General features: G+C 41.8%; 20 protein-coding genes and 1 pseudogene. 2 read left to right on the forward strand and 19 right to left on the reverse strand.

Annotation, left to right across the window (positions count from 1 at the left end; translation table 11 throughout):
• Nucleotides 1–2 precede the first annotated feature (2 nt).
• The 12 genes from EL140_RS05480 to gyrA all read right to left on the reverse strand — a co-directional run bounded on the left by EL140_RS05480 (nucleotide 3) and on the right by gyrA (nucleotide 12,427).
• Entirely contained in the window at nucleotides 3–434 is a 432-nt protein-coding gene (locus EL140_RS05480; RefSeq protein WP_001034390.1) for an arginine repressor, read from the reverse strand.
• On the reverse strand, nucleotides 427–1,242 hold the full coding sequence (locus EL140_RS05485; protein ID WP_001041090.1) for a TlyA family RNA methyltransferase: 816 nt from the start codon (nucleotides 1,240–1,242) through the stop codon (nucleotides 427–429). Before EL140_RS05485 ends, EL140_RS05480 begins: the two co-directional genes overlap by 8 nt.
• Nucleotides 1,235–2,110 carry a polyprenyl synthetase family protein gene (locus EL140_RS05490; protein WP_000743828.1) on the reverse strand — a complete coding sequence of 292 codons (876 nt, stop codon included), beginning with the start codon at nucleotides 2,108–2,110 and terminating at the stop codon, nucleotides 1,235–1,237. Before EL140_RS05490 ends, EL140_RS05485 begins: the two co-directional genes overlap by 8 nt.
• Complete coding sequence (locus EL140_RS05495; protein ID WP_000043222.1) at nucleotides 2,107–2,319, reverse strand: exodeoxyribonuclease VII small subunit; 213 nt, start codon at nucleotides 2,317–2,319, stop codon at nucleotides 2,107–2,109. The genes EL140_RS05490 and EL140_RS05495 overlap by 4 nt, the downstream gene beginning before the upstream one ends.
• On the reverse strand, nucleotides 2,297–3,637 hold the full coding sequence (gene xseA, locus EL140_RS05500) for an exodeoxyribonuclease VII large subunit (protein WP_000417475.1): 1,341 nt from the start codon (nucleotides 3,635–3,637) through the stop codon (nucleotides 2,297–2,299). Before xseA ends, EL140_RS05495 begins: the two co-directional genes overlap by 23 nt.
• A 128-nt stretch (nucleotides 3,638–3,765) precedes the next feature.
• Nucleotides 3,766–4,404: a uridine kinase gene (udk, locus tag EL140_RS05505; RefSeq protein WP_001181370.1), complete on the reverse strand. Its 639-nt coding sequence runs from the start codon at nucleotides 4,402–4,404 to the stop codon at nucleotides 3,766–3,768.
• 112 nt (nucleotides 4,405–4,516) lie between these two features.
• Complete coding sequence (gene truB / locus EL140_RS05510) at nucleotides 4,517–5,395, reverse strand: tRNA pseudouridine(55) synthase TruB (protein ID WP_001013272.1); 879 nt, start codon at nucleotides 5,393–5,395, stop codon at nucleotides 4,517–4,519.
• Between the two features lie 11 nt (nucleotides 5,396–5,406).
• Nucleotides 5,407–6,681: a DUF2130 domain-containing protein gene (locus tag EL140_RS05515; protein ID WP_001002651.1), complete on the reverse strand. Its 1,275-nt coding sequence runs from the start codon at nucleotides 6,679–6,681 to the stop codon at nucleotides 5,407–5,409.
• A 94-nt stretch (nucleotides 6,682–6,775) separates the two neighbouring features.
• Nucleotides 6,776–8,056, reverse strand: a complete 1,281-nt coding sequence (locus EL140_RS05520; RefSeq protein ID WP_000196321.1) for an O-acetylhomoserine aminocarboxypropyltransferase/cysteine synthase family protein — start codon at nucleotides 8,054–8,056, stop codon at nucleotides 6,776–6,778.
• Between the two features lie 150 nt (nucleotides 8,057–8,206).
• The gene (locus EL140_RS05525; RefSeq protein WP_000254787.1) at nucleotides 8,207–9,004 is read right to left on the reverse strand and encodes a formate/nitrite transporter family protein; all 798 of its coding nucleotides are present in this window, start codon (nucleotides 9,002–9,004) and stop codon (nucleotides 8,207–8,209) included.
• Between the two features lie 199 nt (nucleotides 9,005–9,203).
• Complete coding sequence (locus EL140_RS05530; RefSeq protein ID WP_000018508.1) at nucleotides 9,204–9,959, reverse strand: class A sortase; 756 nt, start codon at nucleotides 9,957–9,959, stop codon at nucleotides 9,204–9,206.
• Nucleotides 9,959–12,427, reverse strand: a complete 2,469-nt coding sequence (gene gyrA / locus EL140_RS05535; RefSeq protein ID WP_001154052.1) for a DNA gyrase subunit A — start codon at nucleotides 12,425–12,427, stop codon at nucleotides 9,959–9,961. Before gyrA ends, EL140_RS05530 begins: the two co-directional genes overlap by 1 nt.
• A 193-nt stretch (nucleotides 12,428–12,620) precedes the next feature.
• Between gyrA and EL140_RS05540 the strand changes: the two genes are divergently transcribed.
• Complete coding sequence (locus tag EL140_RS05540; protein ID WP_000204719.1) at nucleotides 12,621–13,607, forward strand: L-lactate dehydrogenase; 987 nt, start codon at nucleotides 12,621–12,623, stop codon at nucleotides 13,605–13,607.
• A gap of 129 nt (nucleotides 13,608–13,736) precedes the next feature.
• Here EL140_RS05540 and EL140_RS05545 read toward each other — a convergent pair whose 3' ends face one another.
• Both EL140_RS05545 and EL140_RS05550 read right to left on the reverse strand, forming a co-directional pair.
• On the reverse strand, nucleotides 13,737–14,012 hold the full coding sequence (locus EL140_RS05545; RefSeq protein ID WP_001284636.1) for an HU family DNA-binding protein: 276 nt from the start codon (nucleotides 14,010–14,012) through the stop codon (nucleotides 13,737–13,739).
• A 107-nt stretch (nucleotides 14,013–14,119) separates the two neighbouring features.
• On the reverse strand, nucleotides 14,120–14,956 hold the full coding sequence (locus EL140_RS05550; RefSeq protein ID WP_000195456.1) for a DegV family protein: 837 nt from the start codon (nucleotides 14,954–14,956) through the stop codon (nucleotides 14,120–14,122).
• 141 nt (nucleotides 14,957–15,097) lie between these two features.
• Here EL140_RS05550 and EL140_RS05555 point away from each other — a divergent pair, with 141 nt between their 5' ends.
• Complete coding sequence (locus EL140_RS05555; protein ID WP_000619786.1) at nucleotides 15,098–15,946, forward strand: YitT family protein; 849 nt, start codon at nucleotides 15,098–15,100, stop codon at nucleotides 15,944–15,946.
• A 22-nt stretch (nucleotides 15,947–15,968) separates the two neighbouring features.
• Here EL140_RS05555 and EL140_RS05560 read toward each other — a convergent pair.
• From EL140_RS05560 to EL140_RS05580, 5 genes and pseudogenes are all read right to left on the reverse strand, one after another.
• Nucleotides 15,969–17,366, reverse strand: a pseudogene (locus tag EL140_RS05560) (APC family permease).
• A 210-nt stretch (nucleotides 17,367–17,576) separates the two neighbouring features.
• Nucleotides 17,577–18,116, reverse strand: coding sequence for a hypothetical protein (locus EL140_RS05565; RefSeq protein WP_232007603.1), 540 nt, complete (start codon nucleotides 18,114–18,116; stop codon nucleotides 17,577–17,579).
• A 49-nt stretch (nucleotides 18,117–18,165) separates the two neighbouring features.
• The gene (gene sufB / locus EL140_RS05570) at nucleotides 18,166–19,578 is read right to left on the reverse strand and encodes a Fe-S cluster assembly protein SufB (protein WP_000797056.1); all 1,413 of its coding nucleotides are present in this window, start codon (nucleotides 19,576–19,578) and stop codon (nucleotides 18,166–18,168) included.
• A gap of 57 nt (nucleotides 19,579–19,635) precedes the next feature.
• Nucleotides 19,636–20,076 (reverse strand): Fe-S cluster assembly sulfur transfer protein SufU, encoded by a 441-nt coding sequence (gene sufU, locus EL140_RS05575; protein ID WP_001218478.1) that lies wholly within the window; start codon nucleotides 20,074–20,076, stop codon nucleotides 19,636–19,638.
• Entirely contained in the window at nucleotides 20,063–21,289 is a 1,227-nt protein-coding gene (locus EL140_RS05580) for a cysteine desulfurase (protein WP_000887702.1), read from the reverse strand. Before EL140_RS05580 ends, sufU begins: the two co-directional genes overlap by 14 nt.
• Nucleotide 21,290 lies beyond the last annotated feature (1 nt).

Below are 21,290 nucleotides of genomic sequence, written 5' to 3' on the forward strand. Positions count from 1 at the left end.
ACCTACCATTTTTTGACTTGTTCAACAATTTCCTCAGCTGCCTCTGCTGTTCTAGCTACAATTAAGATAGAATCATCATCAGCTAGACAGCTAAAAATCTGTTCAGAGAATGCCTCAACCAACTGACTCTTCACAAAAATAGTATTTCCAGGAATGACAGCAAGGTTGATCATATTTCCCATTAACTCAGAACTCACAATATTGTCCTCAGCTAACTGCAAACTTTTGACGATTGATTTTGGCAACTCATAGATATAGGTGTTGTTCTTCAAAGGAATTTTAACAATCCCAAGCTCCTTGATGTCCCTTGAGACAGTGGCTTGCGTAGCAGAAATACCTGCTTCCTTCAAATGCTCAACAATTTCTTCCTGAGTCCCGATTTGATAATCCGTAACAAATCTTCTAATTTTTTCAAGTCTCTCTTTTTTATTCATCTTTAAATTCTCTATGCGCTCTCTCTACAACTTTTTCTATTTCAGGGGCAACTTGGTTACTTGCTCCCTCTTCCTTTTTCAAATATGCTAAAAATTCGATGTTTCCATGTCCACCTTGGATGGGAGAAAAGTCCAAACCAAGCACTGAAAAACCTTGTTCAACTGCCATAGCAGTGACAGATTCAAGGACAGTTTGATGAACCTTAGCATCTCGAATGATTCCATTTTTCCCAATCTGCTCACGACCTGCTTCAAACTGGGGTTTGACAAGTGCCACCACCTGACCTTGATCAGCCAAGACACGGTGCAAGGCAGGCAAAATCAGACTGAGGGAAATGAAACTCACATCAATACTGGCAAAGCTTGGTTCCTGCTCAAAATCAGTCTTTTCAGCATAACGAAAATTAAACTGCTCCATGCTGATAACCCGCGAGTCTTGGCGTAATTTCCAAGCCAACTGATTGGTGCCAACATCAACTGCAAAGACCAACTCAGCACCATTTTGCAACATGACGTCAGTAAATCCTCCAGTGGAAGCACCGATATCAATCGTGGTCGCTCCATCAACTGACAACCCAAAGACCTGCAAGGCTTTTTCTAATTTCAAACCACCACGGCTAACATACTTGAGTTTCTCACCTTTAAGTTTTAGCTCAGTGTCATCTGGGATTTTCTCTCCTGGCTTGTCAAAACGCTCCCCATTGAGGACTGCTACAACTAGACCAGCCATGACACCGCGTTTAGCCTGTTCTCGCGTTTCAAACAACCCCTGTTTATAAGCTAGTACGTCCACTCTTTCCTTAGCCATTGATTCTCAAACTTTCTACTACTTTCACAATCGGCTCTGTTTCAAAGCTGACTTGCTGGGCAATTTCTTCTAATTTAGCCTCGGCTTGATCCAAAGTTTGGTTACAAAAGGCAATGGCCTCCTCCAAGCCCAACAAGGCTGGATAGGTCGACTTTTCTGCCTGTAAATCCTTTTGCGGAGTCTTGCCGATTTCCTCAAAACTAGCTGTTACATCCAGCACATCATCTCTGACTTGAAAGGCCAGCCCAATCAATTCACCCACAGTTTTCAATTTTGCTTGGATTTCTGGTTCCAATTCCGCAATGATAGCAGCTGCTTGGAAAGGATAAGCTAGTAATTTTCCAGTCTTATTGGCATGAATGGTCTGAAGTTCTTCCAAGGATAAATGCTGGTGTTCGCCTTCCATATCTAAAACCTGCCCTGCCACCATACCTAGACTCCCTGAAGCAAGGGATAAGTTGGCAATCAAATCCACCTTGATCTGACTTGATAAATCTGCCTGCGCTATCAAGGCATAGGGATCTAGGAACAAGGCGTCTCCTGCCAATATTGCCATCGCTTCGCCAAATTCCTTATGATTGGTTAAACGCCCTCGACGGTAATCGTCATCATCCATAGCAGGAAGGTCATCGTGAATCAAGCTCCCTGTATGAATCATTTCCAAGGCCGCGGCTACCTGCGCATGAGCTGGTTGGATAACCACTTTCAGGGATTCCAAAACTTCTAGCAAAAGAAAAGGGCGAATACGCTTGCCACCAGCATGAATGGAATAGAGAACGGACTCTCGTAGACTAGAAGCAAACTGCTGGTCTCCATAAAAATCTTCCAAAGCCGACTCAACAAGAGCTAATTTTTCTTGCTTCTTCATTCAAAATCACTTTCTGTCCCGTCTTCTTGCATGACCTTAACCAAGGTCTTTTCAGCCTTGTCCAGCGTCGCTTGGAGCTCTTTTGACAAGACCATTCCCTTTTGAAAGGCAGCAATCGCATCTTCTAAAGCAATTTCACCATTTTCTAAACTTTGGACAATGATCTCCAGTTCTGCTAGATTTTCCTCAAATTTCTTTTGTTTTGACATCTTTAACCTCTAATTCTACTTGACCATCTCGCATCAAAAGCGTCACTTGATCTTTTTTCTTCAACATCTCAACAGAATCGACTACGGACTCTTCTTTTTTGACAATTGCATAACCACGAGCCACGATTCGACTGGTATCCAACATCAGCAGAGCTTCTGAAAGTCGCTTGACTTCAGCAACCTTGGCATCATAAACCAGCGCCATTTGGCTGCGTAGGAGCTTGTCCAACTGACCTAGGCGGTCTTGATAGCGTTGAATTTTGGTAACAGGTGATAACTGGACTAGTCGATGCGTCCTTGCTTGGACTAGCTGTTTATTATCAGAAATCCGTGTTCGCAAACTTTGTTTTAATCGCAGTTGCAGTTGATCTAACCGTTGTAAATAACCATCATACAAACGCTCTGGCTGTCTAAAGATGACTGACTGACTGCATTTTTTCAGAGCTTCTTTTTTTCTTGACAGGACATTCTGAACTGCTGTTGCCATCCGCTTTTCTTGATTTTGCAAATGAGCTAATACATCCAACTTGGTCACAGGCGTTGCCAGTTCAGCAGCAGCTGTTGGCGTCGCAGCCCGTCTATCTGCCACAAAATCCACCAAGGTCACATCCGTCTCATGACCAACACTAGAGATGATGGGCAAACGAGATTCGAAAATAGCCCGTACCACGATCTCTTCGTTAAAAGCCCAGAGATCCTCGATGGAACCCCCACCACGACCAATGATGAGAACATCTAGGTCCTCACGTTGATTGGCACGCGCAATATTTCGAGCAATTTCCTCCGCTGCTCCATCACCTTGTACCTTGGTCGGATAGAGAAGGATATCAACACCAGGAAAACGTCTGCTGACGGTCGTGATGATATCTCGAATAACAGCTCCACTGCGACTGGTTACCACACCGATTCGCTTAGCAAACTGGGGAAGAGGTTGCTTGAATCTCTCTTGAAATAGACCTTCTTCCGTTAGTTTTTTCTTGAGTTGTTCAAACTGAATCGCAAGCGCCCCAACCCCATCAGGCTCAGCTTTTTCAATGATGATAGAGTAGCTACCGCTTGGTTCATAGACCTGCACACGCCCAATTACATTGATCTTCATTCCTTCTTCCAGGTCGAAACCTAATTTCTGATAGATCCCTGACCAGATGGTCGCTTGAATAACTGCATGGTCATCCTTTAGGGAGAAATATTGGTGAGTAGGTCGTTTACGAAAGTTGGAAACTTGACCAGTTAAATAGACCCGTTCCAAGTAAGGGTCTTTATCGAATTTCATTTTCAGATACTTGGTCAAAGTTGTTACCGATAAATACTTTTCCATCTCCACCTACTATTCATTTTCTTGCTTTTCCATGGGTATTATTATACCAAAAACATGCTTAAAAATCACCTTTTTCCTACTGAAACTAAAGGAAAAATAGAAAAAGGAGGCATGGCCTCCTCATCTGATTATTTACTGTTTCGCGCTTCTTCCAAAATCTTAGAAATTTTGGTGGTCAAAAGGTCAATAGCAACGGTATTGCTGACTCCTTCAGGAATGACGATATCAGCATATCGTTTGGTCGGCTCAATAAACTGGTGGTACATAGGTTTTACCACACCTAGGTATTGGTCAATCACGCTATCCAGACTACGGCCACGCTCCTCCATATCTCGCTTGATTCGACGAATAATACGCACATCATCATCTGTATCCACAAAAATCTTGATATCCATCAAATCGCGCAGACGCTTGTCCTCCAAGACCAGAATCCCCTCAACGATAAAGACATCCTGAGGCTCCTGACGATAGGTCTTGCTACTCCGTGTATGCGCTGTATAGTCATAAGTTGGAATGTCCACTGGGCGCCCTGCCAACAATTCCTTAATCTGCTCGATCATCAAGTCTGTATCAAAGGCAAATGGATGGTCGTAGTTGGTTTTGACACGCTCTTCAAAGGTCAAATGAGACTGATCCTTGTAGTATGAATCATGCTCAATCATGGAAATCTTTTCATCAGGAAAATGCGATAAAATGGCTCTTGAAACACTGGTTTTACCACCACCAGAACCACCTGTCACTCCGATAATGATTGGTCTATTTTGCATGCTATCCTCCGTTTTTTTATCCGTCGTCTATTCTATCACATTTTTTGTAAAATTTATAGTCTGATTTGGATAGTCTAGGGGGAAACGATTCCATCCCCACACTCTAGTTAAACTAGCTAAAAACCTTCCTTGGCTTGTAGAGATTGCCCCTTTTTTCTAGAATGGCTAGCAATGTATCTCCTTCAAAGGCAGCCAATTCTTTGTCCGTTTGGTCTAGCTCGATAAAACGACCAAAGCGCACTTCTGTAGCTTCTTCTGGAGTTAGGAAAACTTTGACAAGATCTCCTGTACCAATCTCAAGAGGATGGAGAAAGTCCAGCTGACCAGCCTCCACTTTTGCAGCAATTTCATTCAAAGTCAAGGCATCTTCTAACTGTAAACCTGCTGCACTCGTCCGAGTCAAATGGGACATATGGGCCGCATAACCCAGCTTCTCTCCCAAATCAACTGACAAAGTACGGATATAAGTCCCCTTACTACATTTCACACGAAATGTAAAACGTGCAAGGTGATCCTCATAAGAAATCGGACTTGTTCGTTCAAATTGATAAATGGTCACCTGACGTTCTGGACGTTCCACTTCCTGACCAGCACGCGCATACTCATAGAGCTTACGACCATTGACCTTGACAGCCGAATACATAGGAGGAATCTGGGTAATAGGCCCAGTCAAACTAGCGATTGCTTCATCGACAAGCTTTTCATCCAAGGGCGATAAAACAGGGGTCTCTGCGACCACTTCTCCACTGGCATCCTCAGTCGTCGTGGAATAGCCGAGAGTGATTTCCCCCTCATAGACCTTGCCCTCGTCCTGCATAAACTCGACCATGCGGGTCGCCTTGCCAACCGCAATCGGCAAAACACCCACCACATCCGGATCTAAGGTTCCACCATGACCAATTTTCTTGGTTCCCAAAATCTTACGCAGCTTAAAAACAGCGTCATGCGAGGTCATCCCCGCTTCTTTTTTTAAATTGATAATACCGTTCATGTGTTTTTTTCTCACTCCCCCTTCAGCGCTTCAAATTTCGCTTTCATAGTTGGATTTTTTCGGGTCAATTTTTTTACTGAAACATCTTCCAACTTGTTATTAGCGAGGCGGAGTTGGTTTTCGGATGTGGTCAGGAACTTTTTGACTTCCTCCATCCGTTTGATGGCCTTGTCAATTTCATCGATTGCTTTACCAAAGTTAGTTGAAGCTGAATTGTAGTTCTTGGCAAAGGCTAGTTTAAAGGCATCCAAATCTTCCTCAAAATGTGTAATATCGATATTTTGCTCTCGAACCAGGGCCAATTCTTGTTTGTATTTTAGGGAATTAAGCGCCGCATTTCGCAAGAGACCAATCAACTGGATAAAGAACTGGGGACGAACCACATACATCTTTTCATACTCGTGGCTGACATCAACAATCCCTGTGTTAAAGTAGTCGTTATCTGCTTCTAACATGGTCACCAAAACTGCATACTCACAGTTCTTCTCCCGACGATCCTTGTCCAATTCCTTGTAAAAATCCGAGTTCCTGTGCTTCTTCTCCGTCCCATCCGCTTCGTTTTTCATCTCAAACATGATGGAAATGAATTCTAGACCATTTTCATCAAAATCACGGAAGATAAAGTCCCCCTTAGATCCACGCGCAGAGAGCTGGTTATCCTTCTCAAAGTAGGCATTTGGAAAGGCAAAACTACGAACCTTGTTAAACTCACTCTCTGCATACTGTTCCAGGCTTTCACCGATAGCTTTTGTGGATTGTTGAGCTTTAAAATTCTTGTAAAACTCGACCTGTTCACTGGCTGCCTTGAGCTGAGCTTCGTAATTTTGCTTAACAGAAGCCAAAGATAACTCATTTTCCTTTTCCTGCAAGAGGAGCTGGTTTTTAACCTGATCACGCTCTCTTTCTAAATCAGAGAGAGTCTTTTGCAGTTGATTTTCATGCTCCAAACGCAAGGTAGCCAATTGGTTTTCCAAGGCCTGTACTTCCTTGTCCTTTGCTAATAAGGCCTGGTGACTTGTCTGCTCAACTTCTTTCTTAGCTAACTCTTTCTCTGTATCAAAGTTTTGGATTTGACTCTGCAATTGCGCAATTTCTTGGTCCTTCTGAGCCAGTTTAGACTGTTGCTCATTCATGGCCTTTTGCTCAGCCAAGGCCAGCTCCTGCTTCATGCGATCGTGCAATTCCTTATCAAACTCAACAGTTCTCACTTGGGATAAAAGTTCGGCATACTGGCTCTCATTTACTGTAAAGACTTCCCCACAGTTGGGACATTTGATTTCGTTCATAACTTTCCTCTTTCTAGACTTCTGTAACCATTATATCATGCCTTAGGGAAAATCAAAAACAGCGAGTCGAAACCCACTGTTTATATCTGTTACTTTAAATTTTTTCCAAGGCCAAGCGCAAATCTTCAATCAAATCCTCTACATTTTCAAGACCGATAGACAAGCGGATTTGGTTTGGTGTTACACCTGCTGCTTCTAGATCTTTTTCTGACAACTGACCGTGAGTGGTTGTCGCAGGATGGACAACAAGAGATTTGGCATCTGCCACGTTTGCAAGATCAGAGAAGATTTCCAAATTATCAATTACCTTGCGAGCTTCTGCCTCTCCGCCTTTAACATGGAAGGTAAAGATTGAACCAACACCTTTTGGCAAATATTTCTCAGCTAAGGCATGATAAGGACTGTCAGCTAGTTTTGGATAGTTGACTTTTTCTACCTTAGGATGGTTGACAAGGAAATCAACAATTTTCTCTGCATTTTGCACATGGCGTTCGACACGAAGAGAGAGAGTTTCAAGCCCTTGAAGCAAGAGAAAGGCATTAAATGGTGACAAGGCAGCACCAGTATCACGGAGCAATTGAACACGAACAGCGATAATAAAGGCTGCTGCGCCCACATCCCGAGTATAGCTCAAGTTATGGTAGCTCGGATCTTCCTCAACAAATTGAGGGAATTTCCCTGAAGCTGCCCAGTCAAAAAGACCGCTATCCACAATCACTCCTCCAATAGTCGTACCGTGCCCACCGATAAACTTGGTTGCTGAGTGAATGGAAATATCTACACCGTGAGAGAAGACGTTAATCAAATATGGTGTGGCAAAAGTATTGTCAGAAACGAGAGGAATCTGGTGTTTATGAGCAATCTCGGCCAATTTCTCCAAGTCAGGAATGTTAATTAAGGGATTCCCCAAGGTTTCAATCAAGACAAGCTTGGTATTGTCATTGATAGCTGCTTCCACTTCCTCCAAATTATCCACATCCACAAAGGTAGTTGTGATCCCATAACGAGGAAGGGTTTCCTTCAAGAGGTTGAAGGTCCCACCATAAATAGTTGACGCCGCTACCACATGGTCACCTGCGTGAGCAAGCGCCAAAATAGTGTAGGTTACAGCAGCCATACCTGATGCTGTCGCTAGTGCTCCAACACCACCTTCAAGAGCAGCGATTCTTTCTTCAAATGCCGCTGTTGTAGGGTTGGTAATACGAGTATAAATGTTCCCTGGTTTTCTCAAGGCAAACAAATCAGCACCTTCCTGCGTGTCATCAAAAACAAAGGATGTTGTTTGATAAATCGGTACTGCACGAGATTTAGTAGCTGGATCAACTACTTGTCCAGCATGTAATTGTAGGGTTTCAAATTTAAAATCACGAGTCATAAGACGACCTCCAAATAGCTTCATTAGGGATATTGTATCATCTTGGGCTAGTCTTTTCCAATACCGTTTTTCTATATTTTGATATAAGGAACAACTATGACTAGTCTTACATATCAAACAAAAAAGCACGATTAACTCGTGCTCATTTCTTTAATCGACATAAGTATCTTCATTTTTATTGAGAAAGGCGTATGGCAAGCCCATCAAGAGACCACCTCCGATAAAGTTCCCGACAAAGGTTACACCCCAGTGACGAAGAATATTAGGTATGTCAAAGTTAGCAATTGAATCAGCAGCAACACTGAACTTAACAATCGCAAAAGAAGCAAAGTTCGCAGCAATGTGTTCGTTTGTTAAGAATACAAACATGTAAATTGCTGATAAGACAAGCCAAAGTTTGGCGCCTCCGTCTTTCACCAAAACAAATGAAAGAATGGCAATGTTTACAAAGATATTGGCTAAAATACCTTCAAGTAAGACTAACTCATTTGAACGACCTAACTTCATCTCTACAACCCCTGAAATGAAGCTATCATGTGTTAGATTTGCATAGGCTGCTGAGTGGGCAAAGCCCCAACCTGCTATCAAAGCTCCGATAAGGTTGAACAAGGTACAGTAAAGCAAAATCTCAGCTGTTTTTCTCCATGAGATTTTTTTCAAGAAACTACCAGCTGTCAAAAACATCATATTCGAAGTTACCAGCTCAGCATTCAAGAAAACAATGTAGGCCAATCCCCAAGCAAAAACAAATGGGAAGAGAAAACGTCCACTACCTGGAGCGATCTTATTAATCAAGTCAGCCCCAACTGCACCTGCAGCCGTACTAAATGTTAAAAAAGCACCTGCAAACATGGAACGAATCGCATACTTAAACTTACTTTGACTATAAAGACTTTCTTTCTTCTTACAAGCAAATTCAATCTTTGAAATAAATTCTGAAGAGACCATAAAAAACTCCTAAACTTTTATTTGTGATAATTATAACATAATTCTTGCTTTCTAGAAAGCGTTTTCCGTAAATTTCTAAAATATTTATCTTAAAAATCTTTATCCTAAGCCTTCTTGTCCTTTTTCATACGAACTATTTCGATTCTATTTTGTTGACATAAAAAACCAGTGAAATAGCACTTCACTGGTTCATTCATTCTTAATATCGTTGTCTATACGGTTGATTAAAGGCCTTCAAAATATCCTCAGAAGTCTCAGAATAAGCTTTTGATTCTTTAAAGATTCCTTTGACGATTATACGCTCAGTCGCATTATAATCAACACAGGTAACCAAAGTAATCTCTTTTACGCCATCACGATCTTCGATTTCATCTACACGGTCTGGTGTAACACGTTTAACTTCTGTAATCTCATAAGTATAAACTTTATCCTTATCCGTCAGGTAAATTTTCATACCTGCTTTGGCATTGACCAAAGGTGAGAAGAGCATTTGACTGGCATTTTCAGCAGTAAAGATATGGTGACTGGCTAGAGAATAGTTTCCTTCCCCCATTTTTTGGTCTGGTTTCATGGTCCCTGCTCCGTAGAACAGGTTTACATTATCCAACCCTTTGAAAATAGGGAGGTTAATCTCCACCTCAGGAATAGCGATACCTCCAATAACAGGAAGTTTCTGAGCATCCCATTGTGAAGCCAATACAGCTTCAGATGAAATAGACTTAACAGAGTCAAAATCAAAATTTCCCTCGGATTTTAGGTTTTCATCTATATTTTCCTTAGTGACTTGATTGACTTGGTATTTATTGGTATTCCATACCAAAAAGATATCGCGAATCTTTGAATTAAAAATCAAGGCTAAGGAAAGAAGAATTAAGAAACCCGCTAAAATATTGATAAATAGATTTCTGCGCTTATTTTTCTTACTCTTTTTATTTTTCGTTTTTTTATGAGACATTATGCTTCACCTTCTGTTTCAATTTCAGTCCCAACTTCTTCTTTTTCTGCCGCAGCAACCGTAGTAAAGGTCACAATCTTAGCATCCTGATCTAGACGCATCACCTTAACTCCCATAGTTGAGCGTCCAGTTTGTGAAATATTGGCAACATTTGTACGGATCATGACACCTGTATCTGTGATAATCATCAGGTCTTCATCGCCTTTAACAGTAAGGAGACCAGCCAGAGGACCATTCTTCTCAGCAACATTGGCTGTCTTCATCCCTTTACCACCACGGCCTTTAGTAGGATATTCAGTAGCAAGTGTACGTTTACCATATCCTTTTTCAGTGATGATAAGAACTTCGTCTTGGTTTGTAATCACGCTAGCGCCAACTACTGTGTCACCCTCACGAAGATTGACTCCTCGAACACCAGTCGCGATACGGCTCATGCCACGAACAGCTGATTGATTAAAGCGAACAGCATAACCAAACTTGGTACCAATGATGATATCGGTATCTTCTTCTGTCAGCAAGACATTGATCAACTCATCCTCATCCTTGAGATTCAGGGCCTTAAGTCCATTTTGACGAATATTTGCAAATTCTTTGACACTGGTTCTCTTCACGACACCGTAACGAGTTGTGAAGAAGAGATAAGCATCATCACTACGTTCAGACTCAACGTTGATGATGGTCTGAATACTCTCACCTTCGTCCAACTTCAAAAGATTGACAACTGGCAAGCCCTTAGCAGTACGACCGTATTCAGGGATTTCATAACCTTTTAGTCGGTATACGCGTCCTTTATTGGTAAAGAAGAGCAAATGATCGTGGGTGCTGGTTGAAACCAACTCACGCACAAAGTCATCATCCTTAACTCCCGTACCTTGAACTCCACGGCCACCACGTTTTTGTGCGGTGAACTCACCTTGGTCCAAACGTTTGATATAACCCTTGTTAGATAGGGTAATCAAGACATCCGTTTCTTCAATCAAATCTTCATCTTCAAGAGTTAAGACTTCTCCGATCATCAACTCCGTACGACGCTTGTCTCCAAACTTGCGTTTGACTTCGTCCAATTCCTCTTTGATAATTTGCGCCACGCGCTCAGGTTTAGCAAGAATATCAGCCAAATCTGCAATCAAGGCAATCAATTCATCATATTCAGACTGAATCTTATCACGTTCCAATCCTGTCAAACGACGAAGACGCATATCAAGGATAGCTTGACTTTGACGTTCAGAAAGCTTGAACTTGCTCATCAACTCAGCTTGCGCTTCCGCATCTGTTTCACTGGCACGAATGATACGAATCACTTCGTCGATATGGTCAAGTGCAATTAAAAGACCTTCTAAGATGTGCGCACGCGCTTCTGCTTTTTCCTTGTCAAAACGAGTACGGCGAACAACCACTTCTTTTTGGTGCTCGATATAAGCATCCAAAATTTGACGAAGGGACAAGATTTTTGGCACGCCATTTTGAATCGCCAACATGTTGAAACCAAAGTTGGTTTGCATCTGGGTCATCTTGAAGAGGTTGTTAAGGATAACGTTGGCAGACGCGTCGCGTTTAACCTCGATTACAAAGCGAACGCCTTCACGATTGGACTCATCACGTACGGCTGTAATGCCCTCAATTCGTTTTTCCTGAACCAAGCGAACAATATGCTCATGCACCTTGGTTTTATTAACCATATAAGGGAATTCCGTTACAACGATACGCTCACGACCCGTCTTAGTGGTTTCAATCTCTGTACGAGAACGAAGGACAATGGAACCTTTACCAGTCTCATAAGCCTTATGAATACCTGATTTCCCCATAACAAGAGCACCAGTCGGAAAATCTGGACCAGGCAAGACTTCCATCAAGTCCTTAGTCGTCACTTCAGGATTATCCATAACCAACTTCACTGCATCAATGGTTTCACCCAAGTTGTGAGGTGGAATATTGGTTGCCATCCCAACAGCGATACCCGTTGCTCCATTGACCAAAAGGTTTGGAAAACGAGCAGGCAAAACCAAGGGTTCACGTTCGTTAGCATCGTAGTTATCTACGAAATCAACTGTGTTTTTATTGATATCACGAAGCATTTCAAGAGCAATCTTGCTCATACGTGCCTCAGTGTACCGCTGCGCGGCAGCACCGTCTCCATCCATAGAACCAAAGTTTCCATGCCCATCAACAAGCATGTAACGGTAGCTCCACCATTGAGCCATACGAACCATGGCTTCGTAAATAGAGGAATCACCATGTGGGTGGTATTTACCCATAACATCCCCTGTAATACGGGCTGATTTTTTATGAGGTTTGTCTGGTGTAACACCTAGTTCATTCATTCCGTAAAGAATACGACGGTGAACAGGTTTTAAGCCATCTCGAACATCAGGAAGGGCCCGCGCGACGATAACGCTCATGGCGTAGTCGATAAAGCTGGTCTTCATCTCCTTTGTCAGATTGACATTCACTAAATTTCTATCCTGCATTCATAAATGCCTCATTTCACTATTAGTAATTAGATATATTATACCATAATTTGTCCTTCATTTCAGTCTTTGAAAACCACTAAAACGTTTACATCGATAACCGAATAGAATATTCGTGACAAAGCTTTTCAAAAGTGATAGAATGAAATTGTCTGGGGATTCCCCTAAAAAAAATGAAGGAGATGTTTAGATAATGACTTCAACTAAACAACACAAAAAAGTGATCCTTGTTGGTGACGGTGCCGTAGGTTCATCTTACGCTTTCGCACTTGTTAACCAAGGAATTGCACAAGAGCTTGGAATTATCGAAATTCCTCAATTACACGAAAAAGCTGTAGGTGATGCGCTTGATCTTAGCCACGCCCTTGCCTTCACTTCACCTAAAAAAATCTACGCTGCTCAATACGCTGACTGTGCAGACGCTGACCTTGTTGTTATCACTGCAGGTGCTCCTCAAAAACCAGGTGAAACTCGTCTTGACCTTGTAGGTAAAAACTTGGCTATCAACAAATCAATCGTAACACAAGTTGTTGAATCAGGTTTTGATGGTATCTTCCTTGTTGCAGCTAACCCAGTTGACGTTTTGACTTACTCAACTTGGAAATTCTCTGGATTCCCTAAAGAACGTGTTATCGGTTCAGGTACTTCACTTGACTCAGCACGTTTCCGTCAAGCACTTGCTGAAAAATTGGATGTTGATGCTCGTTCAGTTCACGCCTACATCATGGGTGAACACGGAGATTCTGAATTTGCGGTTTGGTCACACGCTAACATCGCTGGTGTAAACCTTGAAGAATTCCTTAAAGATACTCAAAACGTTCAAGAATCTGAATTGATTGAATTGTTCGAAGGAGTTCGTGACGCTGCCTACACAATCATCAACAAAAAAGGAGCTACCTACTACGGTATCGCTGTAGCACTTGCTCGTATCACAAAAGCAATCCTTGATGACGAAAATGCAGTACTTCCACTTTCAGTCTTCCAAGAAGGTCAATACGGTGTTAAAAACGTCTTTATCGGTCAACCAGCTGTTGTTGGTGCGCACGGTATCGTTCGTCCAGTAAACATCCCATTGAATGATGCCGAAACTCAAAAAATGCAAGCATCAGCTAAAGAATTGCAAGCTATCATTGATGAAGCATGGAAAAACCCTGAATTCCAAGCAGCTTCTAAAAACTAATGAAAAGAAGGTTCTCATACGTGAGAACCTTTTTCTTTTTTCTTTTTGCCCCAAAAATACCCCAAAGCAACAAAAAAAGCCTATCGACCAAGCAATGAAGCTTGATATGACAGGCTTTTTGAAAATTCATTATTTAACAGCGTCTTTAAGAGCTTTACCAGCTTTGAATGCTGGAACTTTAGAAGCTGCGATTTTGATTTCTTTACCAGTTTGTGGGTTGCGACCTTTACGTGCTGCACGCTCACGAACTTCAAAGTTACCGAAACCGATCAATTGAACTTTTTCACCAGCTGCAAGGTATTCAGTTACTGCTGCAAATACAGCGTCAACTGCTGCTGCTGAATCTTTCTTAGTCAATTCTGTAGCTTCTGCTACTTTAGCGATCAAATCTTGTTTGTTTGCCATGTTAACAAATCCTCCAAATAATTTCTAATTAACAAATATAATCATATCCTAAAATCGGCTATAGGTCAAGTCAAAAACACTATTTTGACCATTTTTTCTCTATTTTTTTAGGAATTGTAGCGAATTAGAATCGCCCAAGCATTCTCTCCAGTATGAGTTTGAATAATAGAGCCAGTTTCCAATACAGAGATTGGCTTCTCAACATAAGGTTGCAATAATGCCTTCATCTCATTCGCCCATTCGTTCGTTCCAGCATAGGAAATTCCAATTTCTGCAACTGATTTTTGGGAAAGAGTATTGGTTAATTCCTCAAGCCACTTTTTGAAAGTTTTCGCTCCACGTCCTTTGGCGATTGGTTGGAGTTCGTGGTTTTTCATCTGCATTACTACACGAATATTCAAGAGTGAGCTTAGTAATCCTGTCACACGTCCAATACGACCACCCTTAACTAAGTTTTCTAGCGTCGAAACACCGATATAGAGTTCTGTATGATTTTTGACGTCCTCTACATGAGCTAAGATCGTTTCTAAATCTTTACCTTCTTTAGCAAGTTTTGCGGCTTCAACAACTTGGAACTTCATCGCTTGATCTGTAAAGGAACTATCAATAACTGTTACATCAGCAGTTGAGAGACTTGCCCCTTGGCGAGCAGCTTCCACAGTTCCAGACAAGGCATGGGACATGTGAATGGCGATAATTTGACTGCCATCTTTACCTAGTTCTTCAAAGACCTCAGCAAACACTCCTACAGGTGGCTGGCTTGTTTTAGGCAGATTCTTACTTTGTTGCATAAGATGAAGGAATTCTCCCTCTTTCAAATCTGCATCCGAATAAAGCACACTATCAATCATAACTGATAGAGGGACAACAGTGATATTTAATTCTTTAACTACTTCTGGTTCGATAGTAACAGAAGAGTCCGTTACAATTTTTACTTGTGTCATAATTCAATCTTTCTATTCTTCTCGATAGGATTGGGATTTTCTCCTTTATTATATCAAAAAAATGATAAAAAATCATAAGTGATCCGATGAAAAGAACTGAATTTTTGGTATAATCTATCTATAGAAAAGTGAGGAACAGCCATGATTCGAAAACTTCAACCGATTATCACCATTATTCTTGGAGCCGCTATCTATGCCTTCGGCCTTACCTACTTTGTTGTTCCTTATCATTTATTTGAGGGAGGGGCGACAGGTATTACCTTGATTACCTACTATCTCTTTAAGATTCCTGTCTCATTGATGAACCTCTTGATTAATATCCCTTTATTTATCCTGGCTTGGAAGATATTTGGACCTAAGACCCTCTACTCCAGCCTTCTAGGATCTATTTCACTTTCCGTCTGGCTAGCAATTTTTGAGCGCATTCCTTTGCACATCGACTTGCAAGGGGATCTCATCATTGTCGCTTTAGTCTCAGGAGTCTTACTGGGGGTTGGTTTAGGAATTATCTTTAATGCTGGTGGAACCACTGGTGGCTCTGATATCGTTGCCCGTATCCTCAACAAATACACCAATATTTCGATTGGTAAATTGCTCTTTGGGATTGACTTTTTCATCCTAATGTTGATTTTGATTATCTTCCAGGATCTTCGTCTAGTTACCTATACCCTCTTATTTGACTTTATCATCGCTCGTGTTATCGACTTGATCGGCGAAGGAGGTTATGCTGGTAAAGGATTTATGATTATTACCCAATATCCTGATCAATTGGCCAAAGAGATTAACGATGAACTCGGACGTGGCGTTACCTTTATATCTGGTCAAGGCTACTACAGCAAAAAGGATTTAAAAATTATCTACTGTATCGTCGGTCGAAACGAAATCGTTAAAATAAAAGATATGATTCACAAAATCGATCCTCAAGCCTTTATCACCATCACTGAGGCTCATGAAATTCTGGGTGAAGGATTCACTTATGTGAAAGATTAAAAAAGCTGGGAATTCCCAGCTTTTATTCTTCTTCTGCGAGGGTTGAATGGCGGAACCCGTAAGTAAAGTAAATGACTAGACCAACTACAAGAGCGATGCTAAAGGCAATCCAGGTATCTAGACTATATTGAAGCATAAAGGAAACACAGATAAGAATGGAAAGAATTGGCAAAAGTGGCACCAAGGGTGTTTTAAACTCTCCCTCTTTTGGCATACCCTTATCCTTTCTGAGTTTTATTATTCCGTAGGCTAGCAAAATGAGATAAGCTAGCGTACAGATATTTAAGAAGGCTGCAATACTAGCTAGAGGAAAGACTCCTGCAGCAATGGCTGAAGCAACTCCTGTTAAAAGGGTCGCATTTTTAGGAACGCAACTAGTCTTGCTTAATTGTTTGAAACTTTGAGGTAAAAGTCCATCACGAGCTAAGCTATAAATCATCCGAGACAAAGCATAAGTCATAGAGATACATACGGTTATCAGGGTTAGAATGGCTACAAGCGAAACATAATTTGCCGCCCAGCCGATACCAATACTCCGTAATGAAAATGCTACTGCATCGTCCACATTGAGCTTACTGTAGTGAACAATCCCTGTCAATACTAAGGTTACCAAAGCATAGAGAATGGTGACGATTGTCAGAGAAAGGACAATTCCGCGAGGAATATTTTTTTGCGGGCTTTGAATTTCATCAACTGCCATGGAAATAGACTCAAATCCGAGAAATCCAAAGAACATCAAAGATGCACCCGCCATAATCCCAGTACTTCCACCATATAGTTGACCAAAACCAAAGGGAGCAAAATTCGTCCAATTTTCTGGCCTGATGTACCAAATACCAACTAGGATAAATAAGGCGAGAGCTGAGAATTTCAAGACCACTAAAAGCGAATTAAATCTCAAAGCTGCCTTAGAATTTAATAAAACCAATCCCGTTACCAATGTCAGTACTAAAATAGGCAGAAGATCGATATAGGTACCTTGTTCAGGGTTAAAGGTTCCATTCAAAGCTATGGGCATGGAGATACCATAATTACTGAGCAATCCCTTAAAGTAAGCTGCCCAGCCAGACGCCACACCTGAAACAGCCGTCATGAATTCCATAATGGTCAACCAGCCAGCAATTCAGGCTGGCAATTCTCCTAAAATCGCATAGAGGTAACTATAAGCGCCACCAGTTGCAGGAACACGAGAGGCAAATTCTGCAAAAAAGAGGGCTGATAGAGAAACACACAGGGCAGAAATCACAATGGAAACCACTAGTGATGGACCAGCTAGGGTAGCCGCTGCTGTTCCTGTAATGGTGAAAATTCCTGTCCCCACCATGGCACCAATCCCTAGAAGAATCAAATCCCACAATTTCAAATGGCGACGCATTTCCGTTCGTCCTAGACTAACATCCTTGGTTCTAAAAATATTCATACTTCATCTCCACTAAATGTAATTGTTTTATTTTACCACATAAAAGCATTTTTGTGAATATTTATTAGGTCCTTTTTTGAAAAAAATTCTGAACAGGAAGACTTCCTGTTCAGAATTTGCATTTTTACCCAGTGATTCTTTCAATTTGTTACTGATCAAGCGAGTAGGCTCAGTATACTCCATTGAAAGTTTTTGGGGATTTGGGATTTTTTAAACTTCAAAGTAAGGGAACGGACGGTCACTATCTAAAGGAAGATTTGGAACTTCTTGTTCCAAAATAGCGCGCCAACCAGATACCAATTCTTCAAAAGTCAGTTGTGCTTCTGGAGAAGCTGTTGTCAGCTTCCGACCAAACCAAGCCATGGTTGCAGTTTCAAACTGAAGCATAGCGTACTGGATTACTGGTACATTTGCCTCTTCATAATTTTCATTTACTGCACGCGCTACTTCTGCCGCTTGCGGAAGGAGTTGATTGCTGATTTTATCAATAACAGTCTCATCCATCTCTCTCCATGAAAGAAGTTGACCATTTACCTGATAAAAGAGCTCAAAGGTTTCTTGATTTTCCTTGAAATTAGCAAGAACAAAAGCGCGTTCTACCGACTCAGGACCACCAGCAGCTTTTACAGCATTTATCAAGAGGTTTTGTTCCATTTGTCGCCAATAATCATCTGCTTCTTCTACTAAATCATTTGTAAACCATGGAACAATTTCCTCGGCAGAAATTTCGCCTTTATTCGCTTTCTCGATATTACCAAATAATTTTTTTTAGAATCCCATTTGCTTCTCCTTTTTGCCCTTATCCGACTGACCCTTCCATTTCATAGCTAATCAAGCGGTTCAGCTCAACTGCATATTCCATTGGAAGTTCTTTTGTGAAGGGTTCCACAAATCCCATGACAATCATCTCGGTAGCTTCAGATTCTGACAAACCACGGCTCATGAGGTAGTAGAGTTGTTCTTCTGAAATCTTAGATACCTTGGCTTCGTGCTCTAATGCAACTTGCGAGTTGTGGATTTCATTAAATGGAATGGTATCTGAAGCTGATAAGTCATCCATGATAATGGTATCACACTCGATGTGAGAAACAGATTTCTTAGAGTTCTTGTTAAAGGTTACTTGTCCACGGTAGTCAACCTTCCCTCCGCCTTTAGCGATGGATTTAGAAACGATAGACGAGCTTGTATGCGGTGCGTTGTGGATCATCTTGGCACCAGTATCTTGGTGTTGACCAGCATTAGCAAAGGCGATAGAGAGCATAGTACCACGGGCCCCTTCTCCATCTAGGTAAACAGATGGGTATTTCATGGTTGTTTTGGCACCCAAGTTTCCATCAATCCACTCAACAGTCGCATCTTTCAAGGCTTTGGCACGTTTCGTTACCAAGTTATAAACGTTATCTGACCAGTTTTGGATAGTAGTATAACGCATATAAGCTCCGTCCAAAGCGAAAATTTCTACAATAGCAGCGTGCAGGCTATTACTTGAATATGTTGGTGCTGTACATCCTTCTACATAGTGGACACTTGCTCCCTCATCAACGATAATCAAGGTACGTTCGAACTGACCTGTATTTTCGTTATTGATACGGAAATAGGTTTGAAGTGGAATATCTACCTTGACACCTTTTGGCACGTAGATAAAGGTTCCACCCGACCATACTGCTGAGTTGAGGGCCGCCAACTTGTTATCAGTCGGTGGTACCAACTTCGCAAAGTATTGTTTAAACAAGTCTGGGTATTCCTTGAGGGCAGAATCCGTATCTGTAAAGATAATCCCCAATTTCTGGAACTCTTCCTTCATGTTGTGGTAAACCACTTCTGACTCGTACTGGGCAGAAGCACCTGCTAGATAAGCACGTTCAGCTTCTGGAATACCGATACGTTCAAAGGTTTCTTTAATCTTTTCAGGTACATCATCCCAAGAACGGGCTGGTTTATCAGATGGTTTTTGGTAATAGATCAAGTCATCAAAGTCAATCTCTGACAAGTCTGCTCCCCAGGTTTGCATAGGCATTTTTTTGAAGGTTTCATAAGACTTCAAACGGAATTCTAACATCCACTCAGGTTCTCCCTTAGCAGCTGATAATTCGCGAATGACTTCTTCGTTCAATCCTTTTCCTGTCGATAGGACAGGCTCTACATCGTCATGGAAACCAAATTTATATTCACCAAGGTCAATTGGTTTTGGTTCTACTCTTTCTTCAGCCATAATATCCTTTCTTTCATTCTTCATTTCTACTGATTCGTAAGACAAAAGAAACTTGTCTTACTGTTTTTCTTGATCTTCAATTGTTTTCTTAAGGGCATTCCAAGCCAGGGTTGCACATTTGATCCGTTGCGGAAATTTAGCAACACCTGATAAGAAAGCTGCATCGCCAAGTTGGTCTTGACGCTCATCTTTTTGCCCTTGAACCATTTCAGAAAAAATGGTTGCAAGCTCTAAAATTTCTTGTTTGGTCTTGCCTAAAACTGCATCTGTCATCATACTAGCAGAGGCAGTTGAAATCGTGCATCCTGAATTTAGAAAAGCAATATCTTCCAAACGGTCCTCTGCGTCAAACTTGACAGAGAGGTTGATAACATCCCCACAGGTTGGATTATTGAGGCTAATTTGCTCAGCATCTTCCAGCTTCCCTTGGTGATGTGGATTTTTCGAATGGTCTGCCACCACTGCCATATAAAGGCTATCTAGTTTAGAAAGTGCCATTGAAAAACTCCTTTGTCTTTTGTAGGGCATCGACTAGCTTGTCACAATCTGCCTTGGTATTGTAGATATAAAAACTTGCGCGAGCTGTTGCTGGGACTTCTAAATACTGGAGCAAGGGTTGGGCACAATGATGACCCGCACGAACGGCTACTCCTTCATAATCCAAAGCAGTCGCTAGGTCGTGAGGATGGAGATCACCTAGGTTAAAGGCAATGACACCTGACCGTTGAGCCAGGTCTTGCGAACCATAAATGGTCAAACCTTCAATGGCCTGCAATTTTGGATAGACGTATGCAATCAATTCCTGTTCATGAGCTTCAATGGCATCCATACCAATCTTTTCTAGATAATCCACTGCTGCAGCAAGTCCAATAGCACCTGCCATATTTGGCGTTCCAGCCTCAAATTTCCAAGGCAATTCCTTCCAACTAGCAGATTGTTCGTAGACAAAATCGATCATCTCACCACCAAATTCAATTGGTGACATTTGTTCCAGATACTTTTCTTTGCCATAAAGAACACCGATACCAGTCGGACCAGCCATCTTGTGACCGGAAAAAGCAAAGAAGTCCACATCCAAGTCCTGGACATCAATATTCATATGAGGCGTAGATTGAGCACCATCCACTACCATGATAGCTCCAACTTGGTGGGCCAATTTCGTGATTTCCTTGATAGGATTGACCACACCAAGGACATTAGAGGCATGAGCTAGCGAAACAAACTTGACCTTGTCCGTCAATTTAGCGCGCAAGTCATCCATATCCAGAGCTCCATCCTTGAGATAGACATAGACAAGCTCTGCCCCAGTCTTGCGACAAGCTTCCTGCCAAGGAATGATATTGGAATGGTGTTCCATGACAGAAATCAAGACCTGGTCTCCCTCAGTCAAAATCTCCTCAGCAAAGCGTGCCACCCAGTTAAGACTGGTTGTCGTTCCTCTGGTAAAGAGAACTTCCTTTGTAGAGCCTGCATTGATAAACTTACGAATGGTTTCACGAGCAGCTTCATAAGAAGCTGTTGCTCGCTCCGCCAAGGTATGAACACCACGGTGAACATTGGCATTGTCCTGCTCATAGTAGCGGTTGATTGTTTCCAGAACTGCTAGTGGTTTTTGTGTCGTCGCAGCATTGTCCAGATAGACCAGAGGTTCATCGTTGACAATCTGGTCTAAAATTGGAAAATCCTTGCGAATCGCTTCTACATCTAACATC

Source organism: Streptococcus oralis ATCC 35037, assembly GCF_900637025.1.
Classification (GTDB): Bacteria; Bacillota; Bacilli; order Lactobacillales; family Streptococcaceae; genus Streptococcus; species Streptococcus oralis.